The organism is Sphingomonas sp. (assembly GCF_042096255.1).
Taxonomy (GTDB): Bacteria; Pseudomonadota; Alphaproteobacteria; order Sphingomonadales; family Sphingomonadaceae; genus Sphingomonas.
Genome location: NZ_JBELLZ010000019.1, coordinates 1 through 26,429, shown reverse-complemented (window position 1 = coordinate 26,429; position 26,429 = coordinate 1). Strand labels below are relative to the sequence as shown.

Sequence of the window (26,429 nt, the reverse complement as noted above, 5' to 3'; positions counted from 1 at the left end):
CTGAAGCGCGGTTGCAGCCGGAATCGTTGAGGAGGGATAGATGATCGCGATTTCGGCCCTGCTGGCGCTGGCGCAGACGGTCACCCCGCCCGAGGCGCGGCGCCCGCCGGACGAGCGCCTGCAGAACCATGGCCAGAATGTCGTGGTGAAGCACGATCCGGTTGGTGGCAAAGTGGACATCGTTGCGGAAGAGGCTGGCTCGTGTCCTGGCCCCGGCCCGACCACGATCATGCGGCTCCGCAGCGCCGACAAGGATCGCACGATGGTCGTAACGGTGAGCAAGAGTGTCAACGCGGCCGGCTTGGTGACCACGAGCAGGTCCGAACACGTCCTCGCCCCACTGGCTGCCATCGACCTCGGTTGCCTGGCCCAGCCCGGGGCGGGCGGCGCCAGGCCGACCGTCAACGAGTGGAAGATCGTCTCCGCTCGCGCTCAATGATCCCGGTCAGACGGCGAGATCCTTGCGCTCGATCGGCAGCGACCGGACCCGCTTGCCCGTGGCTGCGAAGATCGCGTTGCACAACGCGGGAATGACAGGCGGAAGCGCCGGTTCGCCAAGCCCGGTGGGCGGAAAATCGCTTCGGATGAAATGCACCTCGACCTGCGGGGCCTGACCTATCCTGAGCAGCGGAAAATCGTCAAACGTGGACTGCTGCACGCGTCCTTTGTCGAGCGTGATCTTCTGGCCGAGTGCCTGGCCCAGTCCGTCGAGCACAGACCCCTGGACCTGCGCCTCCGCACCCAGCGGGTTGATGATCACCGAACCGACGTCACCCGCCACCCAGACCTTCTGCACGTGCACGCGGCCGCGCGTGCTCACCTCCGCCTGCACCACCTCGGCGAAATAGCCCTGGTGGCTGTAGTAGAAGGCGACGCCCATGCCGGTCCGCGGCGGCAGCGCGCGTCCCCATCCAGCCTTTTGTGCCACCAGCTCCAGCACGTCGCGCATCCGACCCGTGTCGAAACCCTTGGCGGGCGGCCCCCCGCCGGCCGTCGAGCCATTGACCACGCGCCGCTCGCCAAGCAGTTCGAGCCGGAACTGGACCGGGTCCTTGCCCGCGGCATGCGCCAGCTCGTCGATGAAGCTCTGGAAGACGAAGGCCAGCGCGTTGCTGCCGGGCGCACGTAGCGCGCCCGTCGGGATCGCTGCGTCGATGATCGAGCGCGAGTAGCTGAGATTGGAGACAAGGCCCGCGGGAAACTCGCTGCGTGCCAGCGCCGCGCTGTTGGCATCGGTTTCGCCGGTGCCGAAAGTGACGAAATGGTCATCGAAGGCGATCAGCTTGCCGTTGGCATCAAGTCCGGCGGCGAAATAATGGTAGCCTGCCGGGCGGTAGAAATCATGTTGTGTATCGTCGGCCCGGCTCCACAACAGCTTCACCGGTGCGCCGACGACCTTGGAGATCCACGCCGCCTCCACCATGTAGTCGTTTGAAAGCCGCCGTCCGAACCCGCCGCCTATGCGGGTGATGGTGATCTCGATATTCTCCGGCTTCAGCCCCAATGTCTTGGCGACCAAGCCTTGGCCAGCCGCCGGATTTTGCGTCGGCGCCCAGATCTTGGCGCGATCGCCTTCGACATGAGCGGTGCAATTCTGTGGTTCCAGCGTAGCGTGCGCAAGGAAGGGATAGCTGTACGCCGCCTCCACTCGTTTGGCGGCAGATTGCAGATTGGCGGCCACATCGCCCTCGGCCGCAATACTCTTGGCCGCGGCGCGGATGGACTGCTTGGCGGCGGCATCGAAACTTGCGGTGCTGTAAGCGGCGGCTGCGCCTTCAGTCCACGCCACGTCCAGCTTCTCGCGCGCCTGGCTGACCCGCCACCAGCTGTCGCCGACGATCGCTACACCGCCGAGCAGGCCCGAGAGATCGGTCCCGCCTTCCACGACGAAGCAGTGCTTGATTCCCGGTAGCGCCTTGATCGCGTCGACGTTCGCAGTCGCGACGGTGCCGGCAAAGACCGGACATTTGACAAACACCGCGTGCAGCATGCCGGGCACGACCGTGTCGATCCCGAACAAGGGCTGGCCCGTCACCACTTTGGGACTGTCGACGCCCTTCATCGGACGTCCGACGATCCGGTAGTTGGCGGGGTCCTTCAGCGTCAGCGACTTGGGATCTGGCACCGGCAGGGTCGCGGCAATGGCAGCGAGCTTGCCATACGCCAGCCGGCGCTTGCTTGGTTCATGCAGGACGTAACCTGCCTGCGTGGTGCACTCCTCGGCCGCTACATCCCAGCTCTTGGCGGCAGCCGCGATCAGCATCGCGCGGCCGACCGCGCCCGCCCTGCGCATCGCGTCCCAATTCAGCGGCGTCGCCAGCGATCCGCCGGCGAACTGCGCTCCCAGCTTGGCGTCGAGCTTTGCGTCGGCGATCCGCACGTCCTTCCAGTCGCAATCGAGCTCCTCGGCCACCAGCATAGGCAGCGAGGTCTTGATCCCCTGGCCGATCTCCGGGTTCTTCGAGACGATGGTAACCGTGCCATCCGGCGCGATACGGATGAAATTGCCGAGCGCCGCCGGGTCCCGAGTCGCCGACGCCGCGGCGCGTGCCACGCCCGACGCGCCAAATCCCAGCAGCAGCCCGCCGCCAACGCCGCTCGCGGCGAGCACCAGCCTGCGCGAAACGCCCGCGGCGCTCACGCGACCGGCCTGCTGTCGGTGCCGGGCACGCCCGCGGCGCGCTTGATCGCGGCGCGGATCCGCACATAGGTGCAGCACCGGCACAGATTGCCCGCCATCCCCTCATCGATATCGGCGTCGGTCGGCCTGGGCTTCTGGCTCAACAATGCGCAGGCGCTCATGATCTGGCCGGCCTGGCAATAGCCGCATTGGACCACGTCCTCGGCCAGCCATGCAGCCTGTACCTTGGCGCCGAGCGCGGTCTTGCCCACCCCCTCGATGGTCGTGACCGACTTGTTGGCGGTTTCGCCCACCGGAACGATGCAGCTGCGCTGCGCCTGTCCATCGACGTGCACGGTGCAGGCGCCGCATATGCCGACACCACAGCCGAACTTGGACCCTTTCAGGTCCAGCTCGTCGCGGAGCACCCACAGCAGCGGCATCTCGGGCTCGACCTCGACCGTGCGGCGGGTTCCGTTGATCTTCAGGCTGATCGGCACCGGTCACGTCCCCCTTCAAACACTTATTGCGCGCCGGCCTTGGCGTCGTTGGCGCGCTTGACGACATAAGCGAGGATCGCGTCCGAATCCTTCGTGGCCAACGTCTTGCCGAAGCCGGGCATGCCGCGTGCCGCCCGCTCGCCATCGATTACGATGCGGTGCCACTGCTTTTGGTCGCGTAGCAGCGCGCTGTAGCGCAGATCCGGAGCGATCGCCCCCTCGCCCGCCGCGCCGTTCGCGCCATGGCAGGCGGCGCAGTTGCCGCCATAGGCCTGCGCGCCCGCTGCGATCGTTTCCGGCGTCGCGCTCGACAGCGGTGGATCGAAAGCCTTGGCGGCGGCGGTCGCGCCTTCGGCAACCTGAGTGGGCAGTGTCGCCGAACCACCGAGCGCGAACACGAGCAGACGCGAGTTGTTGCCGCTCAGCGCGCTGGTCCGCGGCTGCCCATTTGGCAGCCCGCGTGCGCCGACCAGTACTGCGAGGTATTGCTTGCCATTGATGGCGTAGGCGGCCGGGGCCGCCACCACCCGCGCACCGGCCGGGGCGGTCCACAGCCGCTTGCCGGTCTTCGCATCATAGGCGGCGAACTCGCCGGCGTGGTTGCCGCTGAAGATCAGGTTGCCGGCGGTCGCGACCACGCCCGTGGCACCATAGACGGCGTTGGGGGCGCGCCACACCTCCTTCTGCGCCACCGGATCCCATGCGAGGATGTAGCTCTCGATCTCACCCGGCTTCGGGGCTCCCGGCTGTTTGTAAAGGTCGCGCCCGGCAGCGAAGTCGGTTCCGGTGTTCCACCCTTTGATGTTGACCTTGAAATTCTTCTTCGGCGCGTAGACCGCATTCGATACCGTGACCGGCAGGTAGACGAGCCCCGTCACCGGGCTGAACGCCATCGGGTGCCAGTTGTGCAGGCCTTGCGCGAACGGCGTCAGGATCACCGGCTCGCCGGTTTTGTCAAACCGGGCAGCAGGATTCTCGATCGGTCGGTTGGTCTTCTTGTCCCAGCCGGTGGCCCAGGTCGAATACGCGAACTTCTCAACGCTGACCGGCTGGCAGGTCTTGGCGTCCAGCACGTAGAAAAAGCCATTCTTGGGCGCGTGAAGCAGCACCTTGCGCGGTCCCGACTTGTACTTCAGCGTCGCGACGATGATCGGCTGGGCCGAGGTATAGTCCCAAGTCTCGCCCGGCGTCTCCTGGAAGTGGCACTTGTACCTGCCAGTGGCGGGATCAAGCGCGACCACCGAGGCGAGGAACAGATTGTCGCCGCCGCCAGGGCTACGCAGCGCCTGGTTCCACGGCGTGCCGTTGCCCGTGCCGATATAGAGGGAGTTCAGCCCCGGATCATAGGCCATGCTATCCCAGACGGTTCCGCCCCCGCCGAGCTTCCACCACTCGCCGTTCCAGGTCTTGGCTGCCTTCTTCAGCTCGGGCTGCTCGAACGACTGCGCCGGGTCGCCGGGCACGACGAACCACCGCCACGCCATCTTGCCCGTGTCGATGTCATAGCCGGACACGTAGCCGCGCACGCGGTATTCGGCGCCGCCATTGCCGATGATCACCTTGCCCTGCGCGATGCGCGGCACGCCAGTGATGGTATATGGCAACGCGGGATCGGTGGTCTGTTCGGACCAGACCTCCTTGCCGGTCTTCGCGTCCAGCGCGATCAGGCGACCGTCCAGCGCGCCTAGGAACACCTTGCCATTTGCGTAAGCGACGCCGCGGTTGACCACGTCGCAGCAGGCGTCGGCCCCCTTCTTGCGATCGACCTTGGGATCATAGGACCAGATCGGAGCCCCGGTGGCGGCATCATACGCCTTCACCATCGACCAGGCGGTGGTGACATAAAGTACGCCGTCGATCACGATCGGAGTCGCTTCCTGCGCGGCCTCCGTGTCCATGTCGGCAAACCAGGCGAGGCCGAGCTTGCTGACCGAGTCCGGGTTGATCTGGGTCAACGGGCTATAGTGCTGCTCCCAGGGATCTCGGCCGACGCTGGTCCAGTCGCCGCCGGCGGGTTCGGCGACCGGTGCTGCGGCGATGATCGAGGCGGCGAGCACCAGTCCGGTCGCCCCCGTGGCGCCCCACCCCGCTGCCCGGACCGAAAGTGACATAGAAACCTCAGATTGTGGCCGCTCGGCGGCTTTGACATGAAACTGCTCGCGGCCGAGACGTCGGCATCGCACCTCATCCGGTCGGCTTCGGCGCAGGTCGCTGATAGAGCTCGATCATGTTGCCCTCGGGATCGTAGACCAGATTGGTCCCATCCATCAGTCTGGGCGCCTTGCCTCCCCCAGCCGCGATCCGCTCCGCCATGCGCCGGCCGCTCGGCACGACCAGCACGATCCGCCCGAAGCTGGTCGCCCCCGCGGCCGGCGGCTGCGCCGTCAGCACGAGCAGGGTGTCGGTGGTGAGCGAACCGGTCAGCCCCAGCAGATACTCTTTGGCGCTACCGTCCTTGGCCGGTACGCGGGCGATCACCTTGAATCCCACGACGTCGGTGTAGAACGTCTTCTGCCGCTCGATGTCCGTCACGTTCAGGCCCATGCCCGACATGCGGATCGGCTTGATGTCGCCCGACAGGGGAGCCGCGGTTTGCGCCGTCGCCGGAGCGATCAGAACCATGGCTCCGGTGATCGCCGAAGCGACGGCTGCATAGTTATTCAAGACCACCCCCGCTGCTGTTCGCTTGTCCCGAAGAGATCGCTGCCAGCTGCGTCGCCCCCGCCTCGGCCCGATAGCTCTTTACCTTTGCGACCGAAGTCGTGCCGCTCGGCTCCATCACATAGGCGGGAACCGCATCCACCCTCATCGCATAGGAGATGTAGCTCTTCTCCCCACCCGGGCCACTCGGGCTGTAGTCGGCATAGCGCCGAAGCGCGTACCAGACATCAGGCATCTGCACCCAGGTCAGCACCTCGATCACCGCGCCGCGCGCGGCTATCCATCCCTTGTACACCGGCAGCCAGGGTCTGTACCCGCCGATCAGGCCGACAAGGCGACCATCGGGCTTCATCTCCAGCTCGAGTTTGGATTTAAGCAAGGGAAGTTCGGGATCGGCACCGGGGTTGCGCAGCACCACGTTGCCGACTCCCTGCGCGATGATGCGCCCGTTCCTCGTCTCTCCCCGGAAGATCGCTTCCTGGCGGAAGTGCGGCTTGATGGAGAACGTGTAGTCGGACGCGACATTGCCCATTCCGTCCCGGACGATCTTGTCGCCGGAATGGTAGAAGCCGACTTCGACCGTCTTGTCGTTCAACGGGTCTTTGCCGCGGCCCGAAACGACGACGACGATTGTCCAGGCACCTTCGCGCATGCCATCGTTCTGCCCTTGCGCGCCCGAAGACATGCGCGGCGGCCCGCGATACGTCTTCCAGCAACCGAGCGCCTTGTAGAAGTTGTTGTCGATCCCCTTGCGGCCGGTCGGGCTGGTGAAGCCGGTGCTGGCATCATCATCAAGGTCCAAACCCTCGGCGATCGTGCCCGAGACCGGGGTCAGGCCTGATTCAGTTGCGGTCGCCGGATAGTCGTACACGTTCTGGCGGTCCTTGCCGCGGAACGCCATCGCAGGCTGGCCGTGAACCGCACTACGGGTAGGATTGGCGGGATCGCGCAGCCACTCCGCCTCTTTCCGGGTGTAGCCGGCGTCCATCAGCACCTTGACCCAGTCGGGGGAAGCATGGGTACCCGCCGGGCAGTCAGTGCCCGGGCTAATGACGCCGTCCTTGGCGCCATAGTACATCGCCGGCTCGTACCATTCGACCACGTAGGTGCGGCTCCAGCCTTCGGCCCGCGCAGCCGGCACCTCCCTGGCGAGCGCGCTTCCGGCGACGCTCGCAGCCGCTGCGGCAACGATGGCCAGAACCTTTCGCCCGCCGCGCATCCTACGCCAGCACTTCGGTCAGCGGGCTGGAGGTCTTCATCGCTCCCGCGCCGAACTCCCCGACCGGTGCTCCCGCCAGTTGCATCGCCGTCAGGGACACCCGGGTCACCGGCTCGCCGGTGGTGCGGATGTGCTGTCCGGCCTTGTGCTTGCCGCCTGCGCCGCCCGCGAGGAACATCGGGATGTTCTCCAGGCTATGGATCTTGGCGTAGCCAGTGTCGCTATAGCCCATGATGATGCTGTTATCGAGAACGGTACGATCGCCCTCCTTGACCGCATCTAGCTCGGTCAGGAAGTCGCCGAACGCCTGCATGACCACGCCGGCGAGCTTGGAGGTATTGACCTGGTAGCCGAGCGTCGCATCAGTCGGCTCGTCGTGGCTGTACTGGTGATAGATCTTGGAATCGCCAGGCAGATAGGTCTCCGACGCACCAGCGGTGTGCACGAAGTTGAACACGCGCGTCTGGTTGCACACCAGCGCCATGGCGAGAAGCCGGGCCATCGCCTTTGAATTCTCGTTCACGATGTCGATGGATGCCCCGCGCCGTTCGGCGCCGGGCTTTGGCGGCACCACGCAGGCCGCGTTATATTCCGGCTTCTCCAGCTGTAGCGCGAGCTGGTTCTCCATCTCCCGCACCGAGGTGTAATATTGATCGAGCTTGATCCTGTCCGCCTTGCCGACATCCGCAGCCAGCGCGTCGCGCTGATCTTTGACGGCCGACAGGACGCTTTGGCGCAGCATGACCCGAGGATCCGGCTTCCAGTTGGGATTGTTCGGGTCCTGAAACCCCTCGCCGAAAAGGCGGGTATAGAGCGCCAGGGGAGAGACCTCCGGCGTAGCGAACGCCTTACCTGTATGCGTCGAATTCGATAGCGGCTTGCCCGAGGCAGACATGTCCAGGGTGCGGAAGCGCGTGGACTGACCGATCGCCTCGGCAACCATGGTGTCGAAGGACGCGCGGTCCATCGTGTTGGAGGCGGCCGGAGCCGACCCGGACATGATGGCGGCAAGCCCGCTCCAATGGACCAGGTTCGGCTTACCGTCGCCGATCGCGCGGAAGCCGGAGAATACCGACACCTTGTCCTTCAGCGCCTTGATCGACTCGAGTTCCGGCGTGATGTCATAGCCATGGCCCTGCTTGGTCGGCACCCAGCGAGAACCCTGCGGCGTGTCCGTCAGGCCCAGGCCCCAGAAATAGGTGCCAAACCGGACGGGCAGAGGGCGACCATTCGCCAGCGCCTCGCCATTGCCGTCCAGAAAGAGGTCAAGCGTCGGGATGCCGACCATCACGGCAGCGCCCTTCAAGGCGCCCTTCATCACGGAGCGACGATCGAAGCGTGGAGTCCTCATCGTGCTGTTCCTCGGCTGGGGGTCTGCGGCATTAGGCGGGCAACCTGGGTAGGCTTGATCCCGGCGGGCTTCGCGCCTGAGGGGATAACCACCTTCATGAAATATGGGCTTGTCGCGATCTGCCCGAACAGCTCTGGGACCTTATACCCCCCACTGGCGAACAGCTGCGCCTCCTTGTCGAAAAAGGCTTCGTCGCGCTCGTCGAAGCCGCGACCCACGCCATAATAATAGACGTTGCGAACCAGGGTCGCGGGTACACGCGGGTTGTCGTGCAGGAACTGGCCGACACCTTGTGCCCCTGCAACCCGCTTCCCTCCCAACTCGGCACTGACGTCGATCGGCTGGCCGTCCTCCAGCATTCGCAACTGGCCAAGGCTGTCGAAGTGCTCAAGCGCGAGACCGACCGGATCGCTGACCGAATGGCATGACGAACATCCATCGTTGGTCATGTGATCGATCAGCCGCATCCGAACCGTTCCCTTGCTCGACGCCTGGACCTTGGAGAAATCCACGTCGGCCGGAGGATCGGGCGTCGGCTGGGCCAGGAAGATCTCGTAGAGCTTCACGCCGCGCTTGGTGGGCGACGAACTGCCCGGATGCGAGAACAGCGACAGGAAAGTCACCTGCGTCAAGATGCCGGAACGACCGGAATCGGCGGGGAACGTATAGGGCGCCCACGCCGCCTTCGACGCGAACGGCACCTTATATACCGCCGCCAGATTGCGGTTCAGCCAGGTGTCGCGGGTGACGAACAGGTCGCGATAGTCGCGTCCTTTGGTGACGAGATGGTCGACCACAGTGCGAAGCGTCTCTTCGCGCGCGCTGTCCGCGACCGCTTGGCTGAACTTCGGATAGATGGACGCGTCCTTGGTCAGCCCCTCAAACGCGTCCAGTTGCAGCATGTCGGTGAAGAACGCGCGCACACCGTCGGCCAGTCGCGGGGATGCCTGCAACCGCGCAACCTGCTGCTTGAGCCCCGCATCGGTGTCGAGTGCACCGCTCTTCGCCGCGGCAAGCAGCTCGGCATCGGGCGCAGCATCCCAAAGCAGGAAGGCAATCCGCGACGCCTTGGTGTAGCTGTCGAGTTGCGGAGTGCCCGACGGACCGGGAACCGCAACCTCGATCCGGAAAAGAAACTCCGGCGCGATCAGCAAGCTGGTGAGCGCCAGCTTCAGGCCGTCGTAGAAGTTGTCGCCCTTGCGCGCGGTCACGAGACGCGCGGCAACCTGCGCTTCGGTGAGTGGGCGGCGGAACAGTCGCTCGCCATAAGTGCGGATGAACGCCGCGGCACAGGCATCATCCGGCTTGGCCGCGTCCGCCGGAACACAAGCAACGGTTCCGCTCCGGCGCGACTCGCTCAGCACTTGATCGGCAATCGAGCGGGCAGCGCCGTAATATTGCTCGAAGCCGACCGGAGTAATCGACAGCTGGGTAGAACCGATCGCCAGGAGCCCGTCCTGGCGACGTTCAGGCTCAAAGCGTGCATTCACCGCCACCCAATCGCCGAACGTGTCCGCGATGACATGGCGGTACTGGCTTTCCGTGATGCGCCGCGCGGCGACCTTGACCGGCCCTGCGAGACCCGGCGCCGGCGCCGATGCCGACAAGGCCGCCCCGCCGAACAATGCAGCTGAACAGGCCAAGGCAGCGATGCCGACCAGGTTCAGCGTCCGCGAGGTCAGCTTGAATTCAGGCAACATCCCACTCCCGATTCGCGTCGTCACGATCGCGGACCGCCGCATCGGACACCACTTTGCTCATGCGCCCGCGGCGTCTTTCAAGCACGAAAGACGGTATACGCGCTCGAGGCATCGGGCGTCAATCGCCCGTTTTGACAAACGCTCAAGTTATTAGGCACCAGCCCACTTGGATAAATGGCTCTTCATAAGCAGAGAATTGACTTGACTCGTTCTCGCATCCATTGCCTTGCACGGCATTGGGAAGCGGCGCTCTACCTGGGTGAACAGGAAGATTTCGAACATCGGTTATGTTGGGGCGCTCGTCGGCCGCGAGGACGTTAGGTAAAAAAGGGAGTGGTTTGTGACCCATTGGCGCGCTTGCATGATTGCATTTGGCGGCCTTGCCGCCACGGTGGCGGCCAGCTCTGTGGCGGGCAAGGCGCAGACAACGCAACCGGCCGCTGCAATCGCCGGCGATGAAGAGGCCGGACGAGAATATTATGCGGAGGACTGCCGGTCCTGCCATTCGGGCGCGATTGCGCCGACACTGAAGGGCCTTGCGGGCCGTGGCATCGCCGCGGTGCCCGGTTACACCTATAGCGCGGGATTGAAGGCCAAAGCCGGCAAGAGCTGGAATGCCAAGGAACTCAATGCCTTCTTGGCCGATCCCCGCAGCTATGCAGCCGGGTCCAAGATGGTGATGAAGGTTGAGGACCCGCAGAAGCGCGCTGACATCGTCGCCTACCTCCAGACGATGTGAACCACGGGGTGCTGCCTCGCATTACTCTAGCGGTCGCACTTGCCGGCTCGCTCGCAACATCCGGCATGTCGGCCGCACAGGAGAAACCGGCTTCCACCGCAGCCGAGGCCGAAAGGCTGATCAAGGCCGTGTGGCACGCACATCTCCGCCGATGTGACACGTCGGCCTTCGAGGTGCTCGACAATCGCGTGGTGCTGGAACTGGATCAGCCTCGCTTTCATATCGCGCCAACGAAGCTGCAACCGCCCGCAATCCAGAACGGATATGAGTATCAGGCCACGGCGATCGCGTCGGCACGGCGTTGGCGCTGGTCTCCGCTCACAGGATCGAGGCAGCTGAAATGGAGCCCTTGGCAAGAGGGGCAGACGATGACGGTACGGGCCGACCAGACCGGAGGGGAACGTGAGCGGACGACCGTTCAGAACGCCGTGCTGCAGTTCGACCTGATCCGACGAAAGAAGACGTGGATCGCCAACCGGCCCCTATCGCCCCTCAATTCCGACTACCGGGCGTTCGACCCGACCGTCGCGGTCACGGTCGCCGAAATGCCCGCATGTGAGCGCTTGACCGGGGGAGCGACTCGCTGACCGATGCGCGTCGGGAAGCATCGCGACACGAAGGATTGTGGAGGCGTACAGGCGGACCGATAAGCGGGTGTGCCCATCCGCAAACTTGCCGCCGACGACCGAGTCGATGAGATCGTCAACGCCGTCGAGACGATGATCGTACGCAGCCACACTCTGGCGTTCGGAATGAACCAGGTGGCGGCGGAGATCGCCTCCAGCCGGGCGTTGATCTACGTCTATTTCGAAGGCGTACCGCAGATCATCGACGAGTTATGCCGCCGCCACCTGGCTGCACTTGCTGATCGGCTGGGCCGGGCGGGCGACCACGATGACGTGAGCACAAGGGCCAGCGGCCTGGGGCGCCAGTACCTTGGTTACCTTCTGGATCACGGCCCGGCGCTCCACTACATCCTGCGCGACGGCGATGGTCACGGATCGCTGGAGCAGTCGCGGGTGCTGCTCAGGACCCTCATCCGGACGGTAGTCGGCGAGGCGAGCGCAAGGCTCCAGATCCAGCTACGCGAGGCCATGATCTTGGTGGAGCTATTGATGGCCATACCGGACTCGCTGGCGCAACAGCTTCGCAACGGGCGGATCAGCCTGGCAGTCGCGCACGAGACCTGCGATCGGCTGATCACCGATCTTGTGGCCGACCTGCGGGTCGTCCGGTAGGAACGGGTTCCGCCGGTCATTTCGGCGGGCCGTCGGGCAACGCGCGCGCATCGATGATCACCGGCCCCGTGCTGCGGAACTCGGCTACTTCGCCGGCCTTGCCATAAGGCTTCCATTCGAATCCATTGCCGCAGCGCAGGCGTCGGCTCCCCGGCGCCATCCGTACGAATGCGGTCCAGCACCCGTTCATCACCCTGGCCAATGTGCGATCGGTCGCGTCCGCGCGATCGCCGCCCCAGCTGGATTGATCGATGGTATCGAAGGTGAACATCAGTTCCGCGGAATGGATCGGGCCAGCCTTCCATTCGGGCGCACGCCACGCAGGGGTATGCGCGAAGCGATATAGCCACGCCGGTGCGCCCTGGTCTCCGGCCATCTCGGCGAACCGGCGGGCGGCGGCGAAGCCGCCTTCCCCGCTATTCGAACCGATCAAGAGCGGCACGTCCGTTTCGGTGCCGGCGGTCAACGCCTCGATTGTCGACACAGGCTTGTATGCCGAATCCTTCACGAAGAACGTGCCGCGCATCAGCGATGGCGTGCCGACAAACGTCTGCGCCGAGATTTGGCGCAGCGACTCCGGCGTGGCGTCCGGTCCGACATCGATGTCCTTCAGGCCGGCGAGCGTCTTCTCGGTCGATTCCTCAGGAGTGATGTCGGGCCGCAACAGCGCGCCCGATTGGATAATCGCCTTGCCGAACAAACCCTTGGCGGCAGGCAACGACAAGAGTCCGGTCACGATGCCTCCACCGGCCGACTGTCCGGCAACCGTCACGTTGTCAGGGTCGCCGCCAAAGGCCGTGATGTTGTCGCGAACCCAGCGGAGCGCCGCCACGGCATCCTGCAGGGCGTAGTTTCCGTGCGGCCCGGGTCCGCGATCCAGGGCCGGATGGTTGAAGTTGGCCAGCGCGCCCAGGCGATAGTTGACGTCGACTGTAATTACGCCCTGCCGCGCATTGGCCCGACCTTCATACGAGGGAAGGTGGCCCGCGCCCAGGAAGAACGCCCCGCCATGAAACCATACCAGCACAGGCGCCTTCTTCACCGCCTCCGGCGCATACACTTCGAGGTAGAGGCAATCCTCCGACTGCGCGCCATTCACCCCTCCCGGATTTGCAGAAGTGAAGTCGGGCATCACCGGCTGCGGGCACGGAGGTTCGTGCGCCACGGCGGTGCGCACGCCCTTCCAAGCCGCTACGGGGCGCGGCGCGCTCCAGCGAAGGGGCCCGATGGGTGGTGCCGCATAAGGCACGCCGCGGAACACGAGCACGTCGTCCTGATCGTCACCCTGTAGCGTACCGGCCGCGGATTGCACGGTAACCGGGTTCACCTTGGGCGGCATCTGAGCGGATGCAGCGGTAGTGGCCAGGAGGATGGCCAGCATCAAGGTGGATCGTCGCATCTTTCTTCCTCTCCGTTCGCTTGGCCGGAGCCTAGCATCAACTGACATTCAAACAAGTATGACTGTTTTCATCTGGGCAGGCGGACCCTTGCGCGCTTGCGCCTGATCCGGTTGGATCGCCCGGTCCATAACGGTCAGGGTGGCTGCCGTGGCTGCAGTGGCTGCAGTGGCTGCAGTGAAAAGCTTCTGTTGCTGTCCGTCGCGAATGCGATATCGAAGGTCGCCTGGATGATGGCGCAACGCACCAACCGAACCCGCACTCGGCTGAGTCCCGAGGCAAGGCGAGAGCAGTTGATGAACGCTGCGGCGGGCATCGCTCTCGAGAGCGGACTTGCAGGCCTGTCCATAAAGACCGTGGCGCGCGCAGCCGGCATCAGCGAGGCGCAGGTGCATAATTGCTTCGGCGGCCGCACCGATCTGCTCGTCGCGCTGGCGCGGCGCGAGATCGCCGCCATTTCCGCTCGGCGAGGCGCGCTCCTCTCCCGCGGAAACAGCCGGCTTTCCCGAATCGTCATCTCGACCCTCAACTACCTGCACGAGGCGGCCGAACACGGTCCTCTCCTCCAGCGCTTGCTGCGCGACCCCGACGTTCGATCGGCGCTCAGCCCCGAATGGGAGGCTCGACGCTCTCGGGCGCTGGACTCGGTGGTCAGCAATCTCACGGTGGATGGAGATGCCGGTACCCAACGGGCAACCGCCTCGACCGCCGCCCTGACCGCCGTCTCGCTGCGGGCGGGCGGAATCGTTGCGGGTCGCAGGGCACCGTTCGAGATGGTCGAGCGGCTCTGTATCGCAATGATGCTGGCCGGGATCGAGAGCAATTCGCGCTTCATGGCCTCGCTTCGGCAGGACGCGGAGGCAAGATCCCCATAGATCGAACCGAGAAGTGTTCCGCAGCGGCCCGCGCTGCTGACGAGCCATTGAATAGCAATATGGAAGAGTGTCGTGATCGGCCCAAGGATCGCCCACGACCTCGATCGATTCACTTGACGCAAGCTCAACGAAGGGGCACACTCCTTTGCAGTCACGCTTGGCGCTGGAGATATCATGAAGGCACTGCTTCTGGTCGGGTTGCTGATTGCCCCCTCTGCCTCCGCGCTTGCACAGACTGGCGCTCCGGCACCTGCAACGGCGTCCTCAGGACTGACGCTGGATTCGAGCATCGAGGCGCTGATGGCCAGTCCCGGCGCCAAAGCGGTCGTACTGGCAAGCCTGCCCGATCTCGAGGCGGCACCAGGTTACGATCAGTTCAAGGCCGTCAGCTTGCGGCGCCTGCAGCCGCACTCCGGAGGCAAGATCACCGACGAGCATCTCGCCGCTATCGAGGCCGGGCTCAAGGCCCTGCCCAGCCAATAGCTGCGGAGTTCGCGAGGCGGGTACCTGTTGCCAGCCTGGTCTGCGATGAACCTGATCGGCTGGCCATAAAGCTATGCGTCGTCGATTGGGAGCAAGGCGATAGCTTTACGTGTTGTGACGAGCATCACGATCGTGGCCTGGCATAGATCGTCGCACGAAGCCCGACTTTCGGCAATGCCAGGGTGGCCATACCGAAGGAGTCCAGCGGCGAACGTCCGCCTGCCACGATATCAATGTCGGCGGCGTTCCCGAAGCAAGCCTATTGATCTCCGGGATGCTGTCAGTTTGACGCGAACTTCTCGTTGTACGATGCGCGTTGGGTGACATACGCCGCGTCTGGCGTGCAATCAGCTGCCATTGCGCAAGCGCCGCGGAGCGTCGTCTCTTGTAGGTCTTCGATCCTGCGTTCGAACGGCAGGTCCTCGGCATTGCTGAGCGACAGCGCAAACCGCACGCACATCAGCACCACAAGGCGGATCACCTCCGGCGAGGAGTTGAAGTAGCTAAACGGGCTTACTGGCTTACGCAGGCGAGGTATAGGCCTCTTCTATGCTGTCCCGCTTACCGGCTGATGCACTTGGTCTAGCAGCCGCGGCCGGGATCGAGGCCCACAGCTCGCGGAACTGAGCATGCGGATCGTCCTCGGCTCGCATCTCGTCGGCGAAGATCATTGTGGTGCGCTTGCCCTGTTCATAGGGTTCCCAGGTGGGCACCTTGTCGTTCTGCGGCTTGCCCGTTGCTGCAAAGACCGCCCAGCTGGACGCCAGCAGCGTCGCCATCCGAACGCTGCTCGCCCCCGGCCCGTTCAGGCCACCCCGTCCTCCGCGCGATACATCGCCACCACCTCCGCCGCGCGCGCGCCAGCGCTTTGCCGCGCGAAGGCGAGCAGCTCGTCCTCCGACATGCGGAACTGGGTCATGCGATAGGCGCGTTCGTCCAGCGCGGTGGAGATCACCATCGGCACGTCGACGGACACCGCGGGTGCGTCGGGACCGACGGGTGACGCGTGATCGCAACCCCGTCCAGCACCGGCGAGCCCGGCGCCTCGCCGCGCGCGCGCTCGCCTCCAGCGCGGCCTGCGCCTCCAGAAGGACGATGAACGGAACCTCCTGGAGCTTGCGCACATCTCTGGAGTCGAGCCCCAGCGCCTTCATCAGCCCGGCCGCACGCGCGATGAGTAAGGGTTGCCGCCGTCAGCCGTATAACCCTCTTTCCCTTGGCAATCTGCTTGTCGGAGAGTAGATTTAGACCCGCCGTTGCGCCGCCCTTTCGCCGGTCCGTCCGGCCATCCCTATGGCTTACCCCAGGCGCCGAAAACGGGCAAACAGGGGTGAAAAACGGCGAACAACCGAGCAACCCTACTTGGGTATAAAGTGTCTGATTTCTGCGGTGTTCGACGCATCTCGGGAGTTTTGCGTTGAGCCGCTGGCGGAGACGGAGGGATTCGAACTAAGGTCAACCGCTCAGAGCGAAGCCGCCAAAAGCCAAGCGCTACAGACGCAAATACCCCCAAGGGTACCCCCTTAATCGTATCGCTACTTTTGCGGGAGCTTGACCCAGAAGCGGACAATCAACGTTGCCTGCGGGCACTCGTATGCTGCCCTTCGTTCAGCGTCCGCCTTTCGGCCTCGATGTCCATGTCTGCGTGATCGCTGCCGCGGGGCGAAGCGGCGGCAGGCCGCTTTCGTGAGTCGCAATGGCGACGATCCTGCCGGTCAACTGTCGCGAAGAGCTCGACGGGCGACCGCCAGCATGGATGCCGCGATCGCGCGATTGCAGGCCGGCCATGGCGGGTCCGTTCGGGTGCATCATTGTGGATCGACACGGCGGTTTCCCATCGTCGTCGTTTTCGGCCAATGGAATTCACCCAGCGCGAGCTCCGTCACCTAGTCGAGCTGTTCGCTGACACTGTCGTTAGAGGGTCGCTTCACCGACCAGTTCGGCCCGTCGCGAGCTCCATCACGACCGTCGGATCCGAGAGAGTCGAGAGGTCGCCCAGGTTCTCGAGATCACCTTCCGCGATCTTGCGAAGGATGCGCCGCATGATCTTTCCCGAGCGGGTCTTCGGTAGACCAGGAGCGAACTGGATGACGTCCGGCGTGGCGATGGAGCCGATCTCCCGCCGCACCCAGAGACGAAGGTCGTCGCGCAGCGCATCATCCGGGCTGTCGTTGGCGTTGAGCGTCACATAAGCGTAGATGCCCTGTCCCTTCAGCTTGTGCGGCATCCCGACCACCGCGGCTTCCGCGATGCGGGGGTGAAGAACCAGCACGCTCTCCACCTCTGCCGTGCCCAAGCGATGACCGGAGACGTTGATGACATCGTCGACACGGCCGGTGATCCAGTAATAACCGTCGATGTCCCGCCGACAGCCGTCGCCGGTGAAGTAGCGGCCGGGAAAGGTGGTGAAATAGGTCTGGAAGAAGCGATTGTGATCGCCCCAGACAGTGCGCATCTGGCCGGGCCAGCTCGCCGTGACGACGAGCGCGCCCTCTCCTTCCCCCTCGATCTCGCGGCCGTCGGCGTCGAGCAGCGCGAGTTCCACCCCCGGCAGCGGCCGGGTAGCAGAGCCGGGCTTGAGATCGGTCGCATAGGGAAGGGGAGCGATCATCATCCCGCCCGTTTCCGTTTGCCACCAGGTATCGACCACCGGGCAGCGCCGGTCGCCGACCACGCGGTGATACCAGTCCCACGCCTCCGGATTGATCGGCTCACCGACCGAGCCGAGCAGGCGAAGCGAGCTCCGGTCGTGGCGGGTGACCCAGTCGTCGCCGTCGCGCATCAGCGCGCGCAGCGCGGTCGGCGCGGTGTAGAGGATGTTGACGCCGAGCCGCGCCACCGTCTCCCAGATCCGCCCTGGATCGGGGTAGTTCGGCACGCCATCGAACATCACCGTGGACGCGCCGTTCGCGAGCGCACCGTAGATCACGTAGCTGTGGCCGGTCACCCAGCCGATATCCGCGGTGCACCAGAACAGCTCGCCGTCGCGATAATCGAACACGTCGCGGAACGTCTTGGTCACCCACACCAGATAGCCGCCGGTCGTGTGCACCACGCCCTTGGGCTTGCCGGTCGAGCCGGAGGTGTAGAGGATGAACAGCGGGTCCTCCGCCCCCATCGGCTCGGGCGGGCAATCGTCCGCTACGCTTGCGACCGCTTGGTGCAGCCATCGGTCCCGCGCGGGCGCCATCGCGACTTCCGTGCCGGTGCGGCGGATCACCAGCACGCCCGAGACGCCCGGGCAATGCGCCAGCGCCGCGTCGACGTTGGCCTTGAGCGGCACCGCCTTCCCCGCGCGCCGGCCCTCGTCGGCGGTGATCACCACCGTCGAGTCGCAATCCCGGATGCGGTTGGCGAGGCTGTCGGGAGAGAAGCCGCCGAACACGACCGCGTGGATCGCACCGATCCGCGTGCAGGCAAGCATCGCCGCCGCGGCTTCGGGGATCATCGGCAGGTAGATGGTCACCCGGTCGCCACGGCGGACGCCCATGTCCTTCAGCACGTTGGCCATGCGGCAGGTGTCGCGGTGCAGCTCGCGATAGGTGATCGTGCGGGCTTCGCCGGGCTCGTCCCCTTCCCAGACGATCGCCGGCCGGTCGGCGCGGGTCGCGAGGTGCCGGTCGAGGCAGTTGACCGAGACGTTGAGCACGCCGTCCCCGAACCAGCGGATGCCGAAGTCCGCCTCGTCGAACGACGCCTCGCGCACGGTGGTGAAAGGCACGATCCAGTCGACGCACTGCGCCTCCGTACGCCAGTAACCGTCCGGATCGCCCGCAGCCGCCGCGCGGTCCCGCTCCGCGGAGGCTGCGTCGTGGCGAGCGAGCGGATCAATCGCTGCCGGGTAGAAGGCCTGGATCATGCGTGTCGGTTCCTAAGGACAGGTCAGAAGAACAGGATGGCGCCGGCCGCGAGCGCGTCGGACGTGGCGTCGTTGCCGTTGTGCGCTTCGGACATCGTGTGCGTGTATTCGCCGATCAGCGTGACCCAGCTGGTCAGCCCGTAGCGCGCCTGGCCGACCCAGCTGGCGTTCTTGCGGACGAGGTTCGAGACCAGCTCGTCGTCGGCGAGGTCGAGGTGGCTTTCGCCGTAGCTGCCGCCGAGCGTGAACTTGCCGATCCCGTAGGTGCCCTGGACGTAGAAGCCGCTGCTGTCCCGCTTGCGGCCGAGCGCGTCGGTGGAGAGCAGGAACAGCCCGATCGTGCCGACACCGCTGCCCGTGTAGTAATAGCCGGTCAGGCTGGCGGGGCCGTAGGACAGCTTGGCGCCGAGATCGATCGCCCGGCCGGTGTAGGCCGGGAGCAGCCCGGTCGCGTCGTGGCGCTGGATCAGCCCGCTGACCCAGGCGTGTGCGCCGAAGCCGCCGTCGGTCGGCACCATGTCGTACGTGACCTTGGCCTGGAACCCCGGAGAGCTGTTGACCTCGCTCTGGCCCACGGTGGTGAGCGGTTGAAAGATCCCGCCGGCGACCTGGAACCCGCCGAACTTGGGCGACGAATAGGTTATCTGCGGCTGGAAGTCGGTGTAAAGGTAGCCAAGCCCGATCCGCCCCAGCGACGTGTTCGACGGCGCGGCATTGGCCGATGCGGTCCCGACCGCGAGCAGGGTGATGTCGTTCAGGATCGCGTCCGATCCGAACAACCCGATGTCGCGGCCGATCTTGAGCTCGCCGAGGCCGGATCGGCCGACGGTCAGGTAGGTCTGGCGGGCGTCGATGCCGGCGGTCTGGAGCGCCTGCGGGGCGCCGGGTCCGTTCGCACCCGAGTTGCCGAGCCCGGAGTTGATGCCGGGGTAGAGGCCGAAGTGGGCGCCGACATCCCAGCCGCCCTGCGTCGTCGTCAACTCGATCTTGAGAAAGCCGGGGAGCAGGCCGTTGCGGATCGCGGAGGTGTCGTCGCCCACGGTCGCCAGCCCGCCCGCGACGATGTTCTGCGGGGTCTCGCGCGCGCCGCTGTCGTGGACGTAGAAGCCGTTGACCGAGCCGGAGAACCGGAGCGCCACGTCGCCGACCTGGAGCCCGACCCCGGTGTCGGTCATGCGTACCATCTTCTTGTCGTCCAGCCGCTCGGCGGCGGCCTGCTGGGGCGCCTCGGCGGAGTTGGTCGCAGGCACCGCGCTCGGCTGCGACGCCTTGCGCGCCATCAGCGCCTGGTATTCTGCGTCGTCGAGGATGCCCTTCTCCTTGAGCTTCAGGAGCAGGGCGTCGGTGGTGTCCTGCGCCGCGGCCGGAACCGCCGCGACGGCGAACGAGACGAGCGCGGCCGAGCCGAGCAACCGTGCGGCGAATGTCATGCGAGAACCTCCCCAGTGCGCCCGCACGTCCGTGGCGGGCTTTCCGCACAGGAGGCTGATCGTTGCGGAGGACGTACGAAATTGGACTAAGGGCGTTGGACCAAGGACCTATGGCGCGACCACGACGCCCCAGGGCGCGCGGCCGACCGGGACCGTCGCCGTCACCTTCGCCGTGGCGAGGTCGACCACCGTCACCGTGTCGGCGAGCCCGTCGGCGGAGATCGCCCGCGCGCCATCAGGCGTGATCGCGACGCCCCACACCCGCGGACCGACCGGAACGATCGCCTGGACCTTGCGCGTCTGGACGTCGACAATCGCCAGCGCGTTGCCGCGGCCCAGCGCGATCACCGCACGCTTCGCATCGGGCGTGAAGCGGATCTGCACGGGCATCACCTTCTCCGGCGCGATCCCGGGCACGGCGAAATGGAGCGTTTCGATCACCTTGCGGGTGGCGGTGTCGACCACCTGGACGCTGTTGCCGATCTCCGCGGACACCCAGAGCTGCCTGCCGTCGGCGGTGAACTCGGCGTGGCGCGGGCGCGCGTCGGTGGGGGTCTGGCCGACCACCTGGCGGGTGGCGATGTCGATCCAGTGGACCGCATTGTCGGTCTCCGAGGTCGACACGGCGATCTTGCCGTCGGGGCTCACCGCCATTCCCTCGGGTTCGACCCCGACGACGACCTGGAACGCGACCTTGCGGCCCGGCACGTCGATCGCGGTCACCGTCGCGTCGCGCTCGTTCGAGGCGAACAGGAGCGTGCCGTCGGGCGACAGCGCGAAGGTCTCGGGATCCTCGCCCGAAGGCAGGTCGGCGACCACCTTCCCGGTCGTGCGGTCGATCACCTGCACCGCATTCTCGTCGCTGGCGCAGACGTAGAGCTGCGTGCCGTCGCGCGACAGCACGATCCCGCGGGGGCGCTTGCCGACCGGCCAGGTCGCGATCGGCTCGAGCGTCGTGCCGTCGATCACGCTGATCGTGTTGGCGCGTTCGTTCGACACGTAGATCGTCTCGGCAGCTGCCGGGATGGCGGCGAGGAGCGCGGCGCTCGCGAGCAGAAGTCTCATGCCGCGACCCTAGCGCATCGGGGCGGCGCGACCCCTCGTACCAAAGTCCAATAAGCCGACCCGGGCGCACGCTCCTAAGCTGCTGATCGAACACGCCCTTGCGCGGTGTGGGCATGGAGAGGGCGAAGCAATGGGTCGAATCTCGCGGGTCGTGACGAGCGGAGCGGCGCTGATCGCGTCGGTGTCGATCGGACATGCCGTGTTTGCGCACGGCAACGTGACGCCGCAGGCGGTCGACACCAGCGCCTTGCCCGACGTGCAGCCCGGCAACGAAACTTGGGTGACCAAGAACCCCTACCGCGCCGATCCGGCCGTCTATGCCAAGGCGCAGAAGATCGGCGAGAGCGCGTATGGCCAGAACTGCGCGCGCTGCCACGGCCTGGAGGCGATCTCGGGCGGGATCGCGCCCGACCTGCGCTACCTCGACGCGGGCGAGGCCGGCGACGAGTGGTTCATCCAGCGTTTCCAGCACGGCTCGGTCCGCGACGGCAAGGTCTACATGCCTCCGATGGGTGACGTGCTGGGGCAGAAGGCCGGCTGGGCGATCCGCTCCTGGCTCGACACGAAGCACGAAGGATGAGGGCGCCGACCCGCCGCGCGGTGCTCGGCGGCGCGCTCGCCGCCGCGCTCTGCCCGGGCGTCGCCGCGGCGCGCGCGGTGGACAAGATCAAGGCGGAAGGGGTCGTCCGCATTGCGGTCTATCGCGACTTCGAGCCCTGGTCGTGGGCGGGGCCGGACGGCCGGTTCACCGGCATCGACGTCGACCTGGGCCAGGTCATCGCCAAGGCGCTGGGCGCGCGCGCGCAGATCGTCGACTTCATGGCCGACGAGGACGTCGGCGACGACCTGCGCAACATGGTGTGGCGCGGGTCGCTGGTCGGCGGGACGCTTGCCGACATCATGATGCACGTGCCCGTCGACCGCCAACTCGCGCTCGCCAACGACCGTGCGGTGATCGCCGCGCCCTACTACCGCGAAGGCTTTCTGATCGCTTGCGGTCCCGACACGGACTGCGAGGTCGCGCCGCCCGCGTTCAAGGGCAAGCGGCTGGTCGCCGAGCTCGACAGCATCCCCGACTTCTACTTCTCCGGCGGGTTCGGCGGCGTGCTCCGCGCCGACACCCGCCACCTGCCGAGCGGCGCGGCCGCGGTGGCGGCGGTGGCGGGAGGCGACGCCGACGTGGTGGTCGCGACCCGCGCACAGATCGAGCACGCCAAGGCCGCCGCAGGCGACACGCTCAAGGTTCGCCACGGGCCGATCCCCGCGATGCCGAGCGCGGGCTGGGACGTCGGTCTCGCGGTCAAGGACGACAGCCGCGACCTCGCCGACGCGCTCGACGCGATCATGGCGAGATTCCGCAAGGATGGCACGATCGACACCATCCTCGCGCGGTACGGGGTCACCCCGCATCCACCGCTCGCGTCTTGAACGAAGGTCCAATGCCGTCGCCGCGCGCATGAGGGTAGTCTCAGCAAATCGACCAGAGGCCCGTAAGCGGCCTGTTGAAGGGAGGATCGTTTCGATGAAAAGTCACGCGCTGCGTCTGCCGCTGTTGCTCGCCGGAACCGCGCTCGCTGCGGCGCCGGTCGCCGCCGCCGGAACCGACGACGCTGTGGCGACCACGGCCGCCGCCGTCACCACGACCGCGGCGGCTGCCGGTCCGTCCGATGCGGACCTGATGAACGATGCGAACACGCCCAACGACGTGCTCACCTACGGGATGGGCCCGCGCGCGCAGCGGTTCAGCCCGCTCCAGCAGGTCACGACCGCCAACGTCGCCAGGCTGGTCCCCGCCTTTTCCGCGAGCCTTGGCGGCGAGAAGCAGCGCGGCCAGGAATCGCAGCCGATCGTCTACGACGGCGTGATCTACGTCACCGGCAGCTACAGCCGCCTGTTCGCCTTTGACGCGAAGACCGGCGACGAGCTGTGGCAATATGATGCGCGCCTGCCCGACGGCATCATGCCCTGCTGCGACGTCGTCAACCGCGGCGCCGCCATCTACGGCGACAAGATCATCTTCGGCACGCTCGACGCCCACATGGTCGCGCTCAACCGCAAGACCGGCAAGGTGATCTGGAACAAAACCCTGGCTGATTATTCCGCGGGCTACAGCTTCACCGCCGCGCCGATGATCGTGAAGGGCAAGGTGATCTACGGCAACTCGGGCGGCGAGTTCGGCGTCGTCGGCAAGGTCGAGGCGCGCGACGTCAACACCGGCGAGCTGGTGTGGTCGCGCCCCACCATCGAAGGCAACATGGGCACCGACGGCGCCGGCAAGCCGACGACGATGACCGGCAAGCTCAACGCCAGCTGGCAGGGCGACCAGTGGAAGACCGGCGGCGGCGCGACCTGGCTCGGCGGCACCTACGATCCCGAGACCAACCTGATCTACATGGGCACGGGCAACCCGGCACCGTGGAACAGCCACCTGCGCCCGGGCAACAACCTCTACACGTCCTCGACGCTGGCGATCGATCCCGACACGGGCGAGATCAAGTGGCACTACCAGACGACGCCGCACGACGGCTGGGACTTCGACGGGGTCAACGAGTTCATCCCCTTTGACATGAACGGCCGCAAGCTGGGCGCGAAAGCGGATCGCAACGGCTATTTCTTCGTGCTCGACCGCACCAACGGGAAGTTCGTCTCCGCCACCCCGTTCGTCTCCAAGACGACCTGGGCGAAGGGCTACGGCAAGGACGGGCGCCCGATCTTCGATCCCGCCAATCGCCCCGGCCCGCCGAGCGCCGAGAAGGGCACGACCGTGTTCTCCGCCCCCGCCTTCCTCGGCGCGAAGAACTGGATGCCGATGTCGTTCAGCCAGCAGACCGGCATGTTCTACATCCCGTCGAACGAATGGGGCATGGACATCTGGAACGAGCCGATCGCCTACAAGAAGGGCGCGGCCTACCTGGGCGCGGGCTTCACCATCAAGCCGCTCTACCAGGACCATATCGGCGTGCTGCGCGCGGTCGATCCCAAGACCGGCAAGATCATGTGGGAATACCAGAACAAGGCGCCCTTGTGGGGCGGCGTGCTCTCCACCGCCGGCAACCTCGTCTTCACCGGCACGCCGGAAGGCTTCCTCAAGGCGTTCGACGCCAAGACGGGCAAGGAGCTGTGGAAGTTCAACACCGGCTCGGGCGTGGTCGGGTCTCCCGTCACCTGGGAGCAGGACGGCGAACAATATGTCGCGGTGATGTCCGGCTGGGGCGGCGCGGTGCCGCTGTGGGGCGGCGAGGTCGCCAAGGCGGTGCAGCACATCAACCAGGGCGGCTCGCTCTGGGTGTTCAAGCTGCCCCGGTCGTGACGCCGGCGAGGGGAGCGTCGCCCGCGGCGGCGCTCTCTTCGCATGCGCTTCCCGGGCTGATAGACCGGGCGGCGGGGAGAGGCGGCGTGGAACGAGTGCTGATCGCGGACGATCATCCGCTGGTGCGCGACGGTCTGCGCACCGTGATCTCGGTCGCGTTCGACCAGGCCGACCTGTTCGAGGCGTCCTCGGTCGCGGAGGCCGTCGAGATCGTCGACCGGGAGGGCGATTTCGACCTCGTCCTGCTCGACCTCAACATGCCCGACGCGCGCGGCTTCTCCGGGCTGACGCTGCTGCGCGAACGGTTTCCCGCGCTCCCCATCGTCATGGTCTCCGCCGAACTCGACGGGCATGTGGTCAACGCCGCGATCTCCAACGGCGCGGCGGGGTTCATCCCCAAGTCGCTCAAGCGCAGTCAGATCGTCGCCGCAATCCAGTCGATCCTTGCAGGGAACGTCTACATCCCGGAGGATTACGGCCCGCCCTCCATCGCCGCCGCCGAGATGGACGAACTGCGCCGCCGGGTCGCGACGCTGACGCCGCAGCAGCGCGTGGTGCTCAAGCTGGTCGTGGCGGGCAAGCTCAACAAGCAGATCGCGCACGAACTCGACGTGTCCATGACCACCGTCAAGGCGCACGTCTCCGCGATCCTGGCCAAGCTCAACGTCTACAGCCGCACCCAGGCGGTGATTCTGGCGAACAAGATCGGCTTCGAGGCCGCCTAGCGCACGCTCGCGAGCAGGGCGCGGAGCTGCGCGGGCTTGACCGGTTTCGGAAGGACGTGGAGCCCGGAGGCGACCAGCCGGTCGCGCAGGTCGGGCATCCGGTCCGCGGTGATGATGACCGCCGGCACCTCCACCCCGAGGTCGGCGCGCAGCACCGCCACCGCGGCGTCGCCGAACCCGGCCGCGAGATGGTAATCGGCGAGGATCACGTCCGGCGGCGTTCGCGCGCGGCGGACCAGCGCACGCGCCTCCTCGAGCGTGGCCGCGGTGCGGACCCTGACCCCCCAGCCGCCGAGCATCGCGCGCATCCCGTCGAGGATCGCTGCCTCGTTGTCGAGCACGAGCACGCTCGCGACCCCGACGCCGCGCTGCGCCGCAGCGGGAAGCGCGAAGCTGCGCAGCCCGGCGGCGGCCAGCGGAGCCTCGATCGAGAAGGTCGCCCCCTCGCCCAAGGCGCTGTCGAGACGGATCGGATGCTCGAGCATCCGACTCGCCCGCTGGACGATCGCGAGACCCAGCCCCATCCCCTGCGACTTGCCCGTGTCGAGCCGCCGGAACTCCTCGAACACCTCGCCGTGGTGCGCGGGGTCGATCCCCGGCCCGGTGTCGGCGACCGCGATGGACACCGTTCGGCCGATCACACGCGCCGACATCGTCGCTCCGCCCTGCTCGGTGTAGCGGAGCGCGTTCGACAGGAAGTTCTGGAGCACGCGGCGGAGCAGACGGCGGTCCGAGTGGACCCAGAGCTCGGTCGGCGCGGCCGACACGCTCAGCCCGCGCTCGGCGGCGATCGGCTGGAACTCGGCGCGCAGCGTCTCGAACAGCTCGCCGAGCGCGATGTCGCCGAGCTCGGGGGTGATCGCCCCCGCGTCGAGTTTGGAGATCTCCAGCAGCGCCTCGAGCAGACCCTCGACCGAGTCGAGCGCGGACGCCGCCTGGCCGACGAGCTTGCGGTTCGGCTCGGCCAACCGCCGCGTCGACAATGCCGAGACGAACAGCCGCGCGGCGTTCAGCGGCTGGAGCAGGTCGTGGCTGGCGGCAGCGAGAAAGCGCGTCTTCGACAGGTTCGCCTGCTCGGCGGCGATCTTGGCGGAGCGCATCGCCTGCTCGGCGGTCTCGCGCTCGCGCACCTCCAGCTCGAGCGCGCGGGTCCGCTCGGCGACGCGGCGTTCGAGCGCGTCGGCGGTTCGGAGCCGCTCGGTCACGTCGTCGAACCCCATCACCATGCCGCCGTCGGGCATGGCCAACCGCCGGATC

Annotated in this window: 25 protein-coding genes; 10 read left to right on the top strand and 15 right to left on the bottom strand. The window is 66.4% G+C overall.

The annotated features are described in order from the left end of the window. The first annotated feature begins 40 nt into the window (after positions 1-40). Complete coding sequence (locus ACFDTH_RS05850) at positions 41-439, top strand: hypothetical protein (RefSeq protein WP_375286578.1); 399 nt, start codon at positions 41-43, stop codon at positions 437-439. Between the two features lie 6 nt (positions 440-445). Here the strand turns inward: ACFDTH_RS05850 and ACFDTH_RS05845 are convergent, their stop codons facing one another. The 7 genes from ACFDTH_RS05845 to ACFDTH_RS05815 all read right to left on the bottom strand — a co-directional run bounded on the left by ACFDTH_RS05845 (position 446) and on the right by ACFDTH_RS05815 (position 10,093). After that, a complete protein-coding gene (locus ACFDTH_RS05845) occupies positions 446-2,725 on the bottom strand; it encodes a molybdopterin cofactor-binding domain-containing protein (RefSeq protein ID WP_375286577.1) in 2,280 nt (759 codons plus the stop codon). Beyond that, on the bottom strand, positions 2,638-3,120 hold the full coding sequence (locus ACFDTH_RS05840; RefSeq protein WP_375286576.1) for a (2Fe-2S)-binding protein: 483 nt from the start codon (positions 3,118-3,120) through the stop codon (positions 2,638-2,640). The genes ACFDTH_RS05845 and ACFDTH_RS05840 overlap by 88 nt, the downstream gene beginning before the upstream one ends. Before the next feature lie 23 nt (positions 3,121-3,143). Next, positions 3,144-5,231: a PQQ-dependent dehydrogenase, methanol/ethanol family gene (locus tag ACFDTH_RS05835; protein ID WP_375286575.1), complete on the bottom strand. Its 2,088-nt coding sequence runs from the start codon at positions 5,229-5,231 to the stop codon at positions 3,144-3,146. A 73-nt stretch (positions 5,232-5,304) separates the two neighbouring features. Then, positions 5,305-5,742, bottom strand: a complete 438-nt coding sequence (locus ACFDTH_RS05830) for a VOC family protein (protein ID WP_375286574.1) — start codon at positions 5,740-5,742, stop codon at positions 5,305-5,307. 34 nt (positions 5,743-5,776) lie between these two features. Further along, positions 5,777-7,000 (bottom strand): hypothetical protein, encoded by a 1,224-nt coding sequence (locus ACFDTH_RS05825; protein ID WP_375286573.1) that lies wholly within the window; start codon positions 6,998-7,000, stop codon positions 5,777-5,779. 1 nt (position 7,001) lies between these two features. Further along, positions 7,002-8,351 (bottom strand): DUF1552 domain-containing protein, encoded by a 1,350-nt coding sequence (locus tag ACFDTH_RS05820; RefSeq protein WP_375286572.1) that lies wholly within the window; start codon positions 8,349-8,351, stop codon positions 7,002-7,004. After that, positions 8,348-10,093, bottom strand: a complete 1,746-nt coding sequence (locus ACFDTH_RS05815; RefSeq protein ID WP_375286571.1) for a DUF1592 domain-containing protein — start codon at positions 10,091-10,093, stop codon at positions 8,348-8,350. Before ACFDTH_RS05815 ends, ACFDTH_RS05820 begins: the two co-directional genes overlap by 4 nt. 298 nt (positions 10,094-10,391) lie before the next feature. On the opposite strand from ACFDTH_RS05815, the gene ACFDTH_RS05810 reads away from it, so the two are divergent. The 3 genes from ACFDTH_RS05810 to ACFDTH_RS05800 all read left to right on the top strand — a co-directional run bounded on the left by ACFDTH_RS05810 (position 10,392) and on the right by ACFDTH_RS05800 (position 12,028). Continuing rightward, entirely contained in the window at positions 10,392-10,790 is a 399-nt protein-coding gene (locus ACFDTH_RS05810; protein ID WP_375286570.1) for a c-type cytochrome, read from the top strand. Between the two features lie 65 nt (positions 10,791-10,855). Next, a complete protein-coding gene (locus tag ACFDTH_RS05805; protein WP_375286569.1) occupies positions 10,856-11,377 on the top strand; it encodes a hypothetical protein in 522 nt (173 codons plus the stop codon). Positions 11,378-11,446: 69 nt separating this feature from the next. Beyond that, positions 11,447-12,028, top strand: a complete 582-nt coding sequence (locus tag ACFDTH_RS05800) for a TetR/AcrR family transcriptional regulator (protein ID WP_375286568.1) — start codon at positions 11,447-11,449, stop codon at positions 12,026-12,028. 16 nt (positions 12,029-12,044) lie between these two features. Here ACFDTH_RS05800 and ACFDTH_RS05795 read toward each other — a convergent pair whose 3' ends face one another. Further along, positions 12,045-13,427: a carboxylesterase/lipase family protein gene (locus ACFDTH_RS05795; RefSeq protein WP_375286567.1), complete on the bottom strand. Its 1,383-nt coding sequence runs from the start codon at positions 13,425-13,427 to the stop codon at positions 12,045-12,047. A 96-nt stretch (positions 13,428-13,523) separates the two neighbouring features. Here ACFDTH_RS05795 and ACFDTH_RS05790 point away from each other — a divergent pair, with 96 nt between their 5' ends. After that, positions 13,524-14,300 carry a TetR/AcrR family transcriptional regulator gene (locus tag ACFDTH_RS05790; RefSeq protein ID WP_375286566.1) on the top strand — a complete coding sequence of 259 codons (777 nt, stop codon included), beginning with the start codon at positions 13,524-13,526 and terminating at the stop codon, positions 14,298-14,300. A gap of 174 nt (positions 14,301-14,474) precedes the next feature. Next, on the top strand, positions 14,475-14,783 hold the full coding sequence (locus tag ACFDTH_RS05785) for a hypothetical protein (protein ID WP_375286565.1): 309 nt from the start codon (positions 14,475-14,477) through the stop codon (positions 14,781-14,783). Positions 14,784-15,063: 280 nt separating this feature from the next. Here the strand turns inward: ACFDTH_RS05785 and ACFDTH_RS05780 are convergent, their stop codons facing one another. The 6 genes from ACFDTH_RS05780 to ACFDTH_RS05755 form a co-directional block, all read right to left on the bottom strand. Further along, positions 15,064-15,264 carry a hypothetical protein gene (locus ACFDTH_RS05780; RefSeq protein ID WP_375286564.1) on the bottom strand — a complete coding sequence of 67 codons (201 nt, stop codon included), beginning with the start codon at positions 15,262-15,264 and terminating at the stop codon, positions 15,064-15,066. A 40-nt stretch (positions 15,265-15,304) separates the two neighbouring features. Continuing rightward, a complete protein-coding gene (locus ACFDTH_RS05775; RefSeq protein ID WP_375286563.1) occupies positions 15,305-15,562 on the bottom strand; it encodes a hypothetical protein in 258 nt (85 codons plus the stop codon). 26 nt (positions 15,563-15,588) lie between these two features. Beyond that, positions 15,589-15,759 carry a hypothetical protein gene (locus ACFDTH_RS05770; protein WP_375286562.1) on the bottom strand — a complete coding sequence of 57 codons (171 nt, stop codon included), beginning with the start codon at positions 15,757-15,759 and terminating at the stop codon, positions 15,589-15,591. Between the two features lie 951 nt (positions 15,760-16,710). Then, entirely contained in the window at positions 16,711-18,642 is a 1,932-nt protein-coding gene (acs, locus tag ACFDTH_RS05765) for an acetate--CoA ligase (protein WP_375286561.1), read from the bottom strand. A 23-nt stretch (positions 18,643-18,665) separates the two neighbouring features. Continuing rightward, positions 18,666-20,072: a porin gene (locus ACFDTH_RS05760; RefSeq protein ID WP_375286560.1), complete on the bottom strand. Its 1,407-nt coding sequence runs from the start codon at positions 20,070-20,072 to the stop codon at positions 18,666-18,668. 108 nt (positions 20,073-20,180) lie between these two features. Beyond that, the gene (locus ACFDTH_RS05755; protein ID WP_375286559.1) at positions 20,181-21,137 is read right to left on the bottom strand and encodes a PQQ-dependent catabolism-associated beta-propeller protein; all 957 of its coding nucleotides are present in this window, start codon (positions 21,135-21,137) and stop codon (positions 20,181-20,183) included. Positions 21,138-21,267: 130 nt separating this feature from the next. Between ACFDTH_RS05755 and pedF the strand changes: the two genes are divergently transcribed. The 4 genes from pedF (at position 21,268) to ACFDTH_RS05735 (ending at position 25,172) form a co-directional block, all read left to right on the top strand. Continuing rightward, positions 21,268-21,717, top strand: a complete 450-nt coding sequence (gene pedF / locus ACFDTH_RS05750; RefSeq protein WP_375286558.1) for a cytochrome c-550 PedF — start codon at positions 21,268-21,270, stop codon at positions 21,715-21,717. Further along, positions 21,714-22,565 (top strand): substrate-binding periplasmic protein, encoded by an 852-nt coding sequence (locus tag ACFDTH_RS05745; protein ID WP_375286557.1) that lies wholly within the window; start codon positions 21,714-21,716, stop codon positions 22,563-22,565. The genes pedF and ACFDTH_RS05745 overlap by 4 nt, the downstream gene beginning before the upstream one ends. A 94-nt stretch (positions 22,566-22,659) precedes the next feature. Next, entirely contained in the window at positions 22,660-24,447 is a 1,788-nt protein-coding gene (locus ACFDTH_RS05740; protein ID WP_375286556.1) for a methanol/ethanol family PQQ-dependent dehydrogenase, read from the top strand. An 86-nt stretch (positions 24,448-24,533) separates the two neighbouring features. After that, positions 24,534-25,172 (top strand): response regulator, encoded by a 639-nt coding sequence (locus tag ACFDTH_RS05735; RefSeq protein ID WP_375286555.1) that lies wholly within the window; start codon positions 24,534-24,536, stop codon positions 25,170-25,172. Here the strand turns inward: ACFDTH_RS05735 and ACFDTH_RS05730 are convergent. After that, positions 25,169-26,429: NahK/ErcS family hybrid sensor histidine kinase/response regulator (locus ACFDTH_RS05730; RefSeq protein WP_375286554.1), on the bottom strand; the 1,261-nt coding region annotated here is incomplete at its 5' end. The genes ACFDTH_RS05735 and ACFDTH_RS05730 overlap by 4 nt on opposite strands.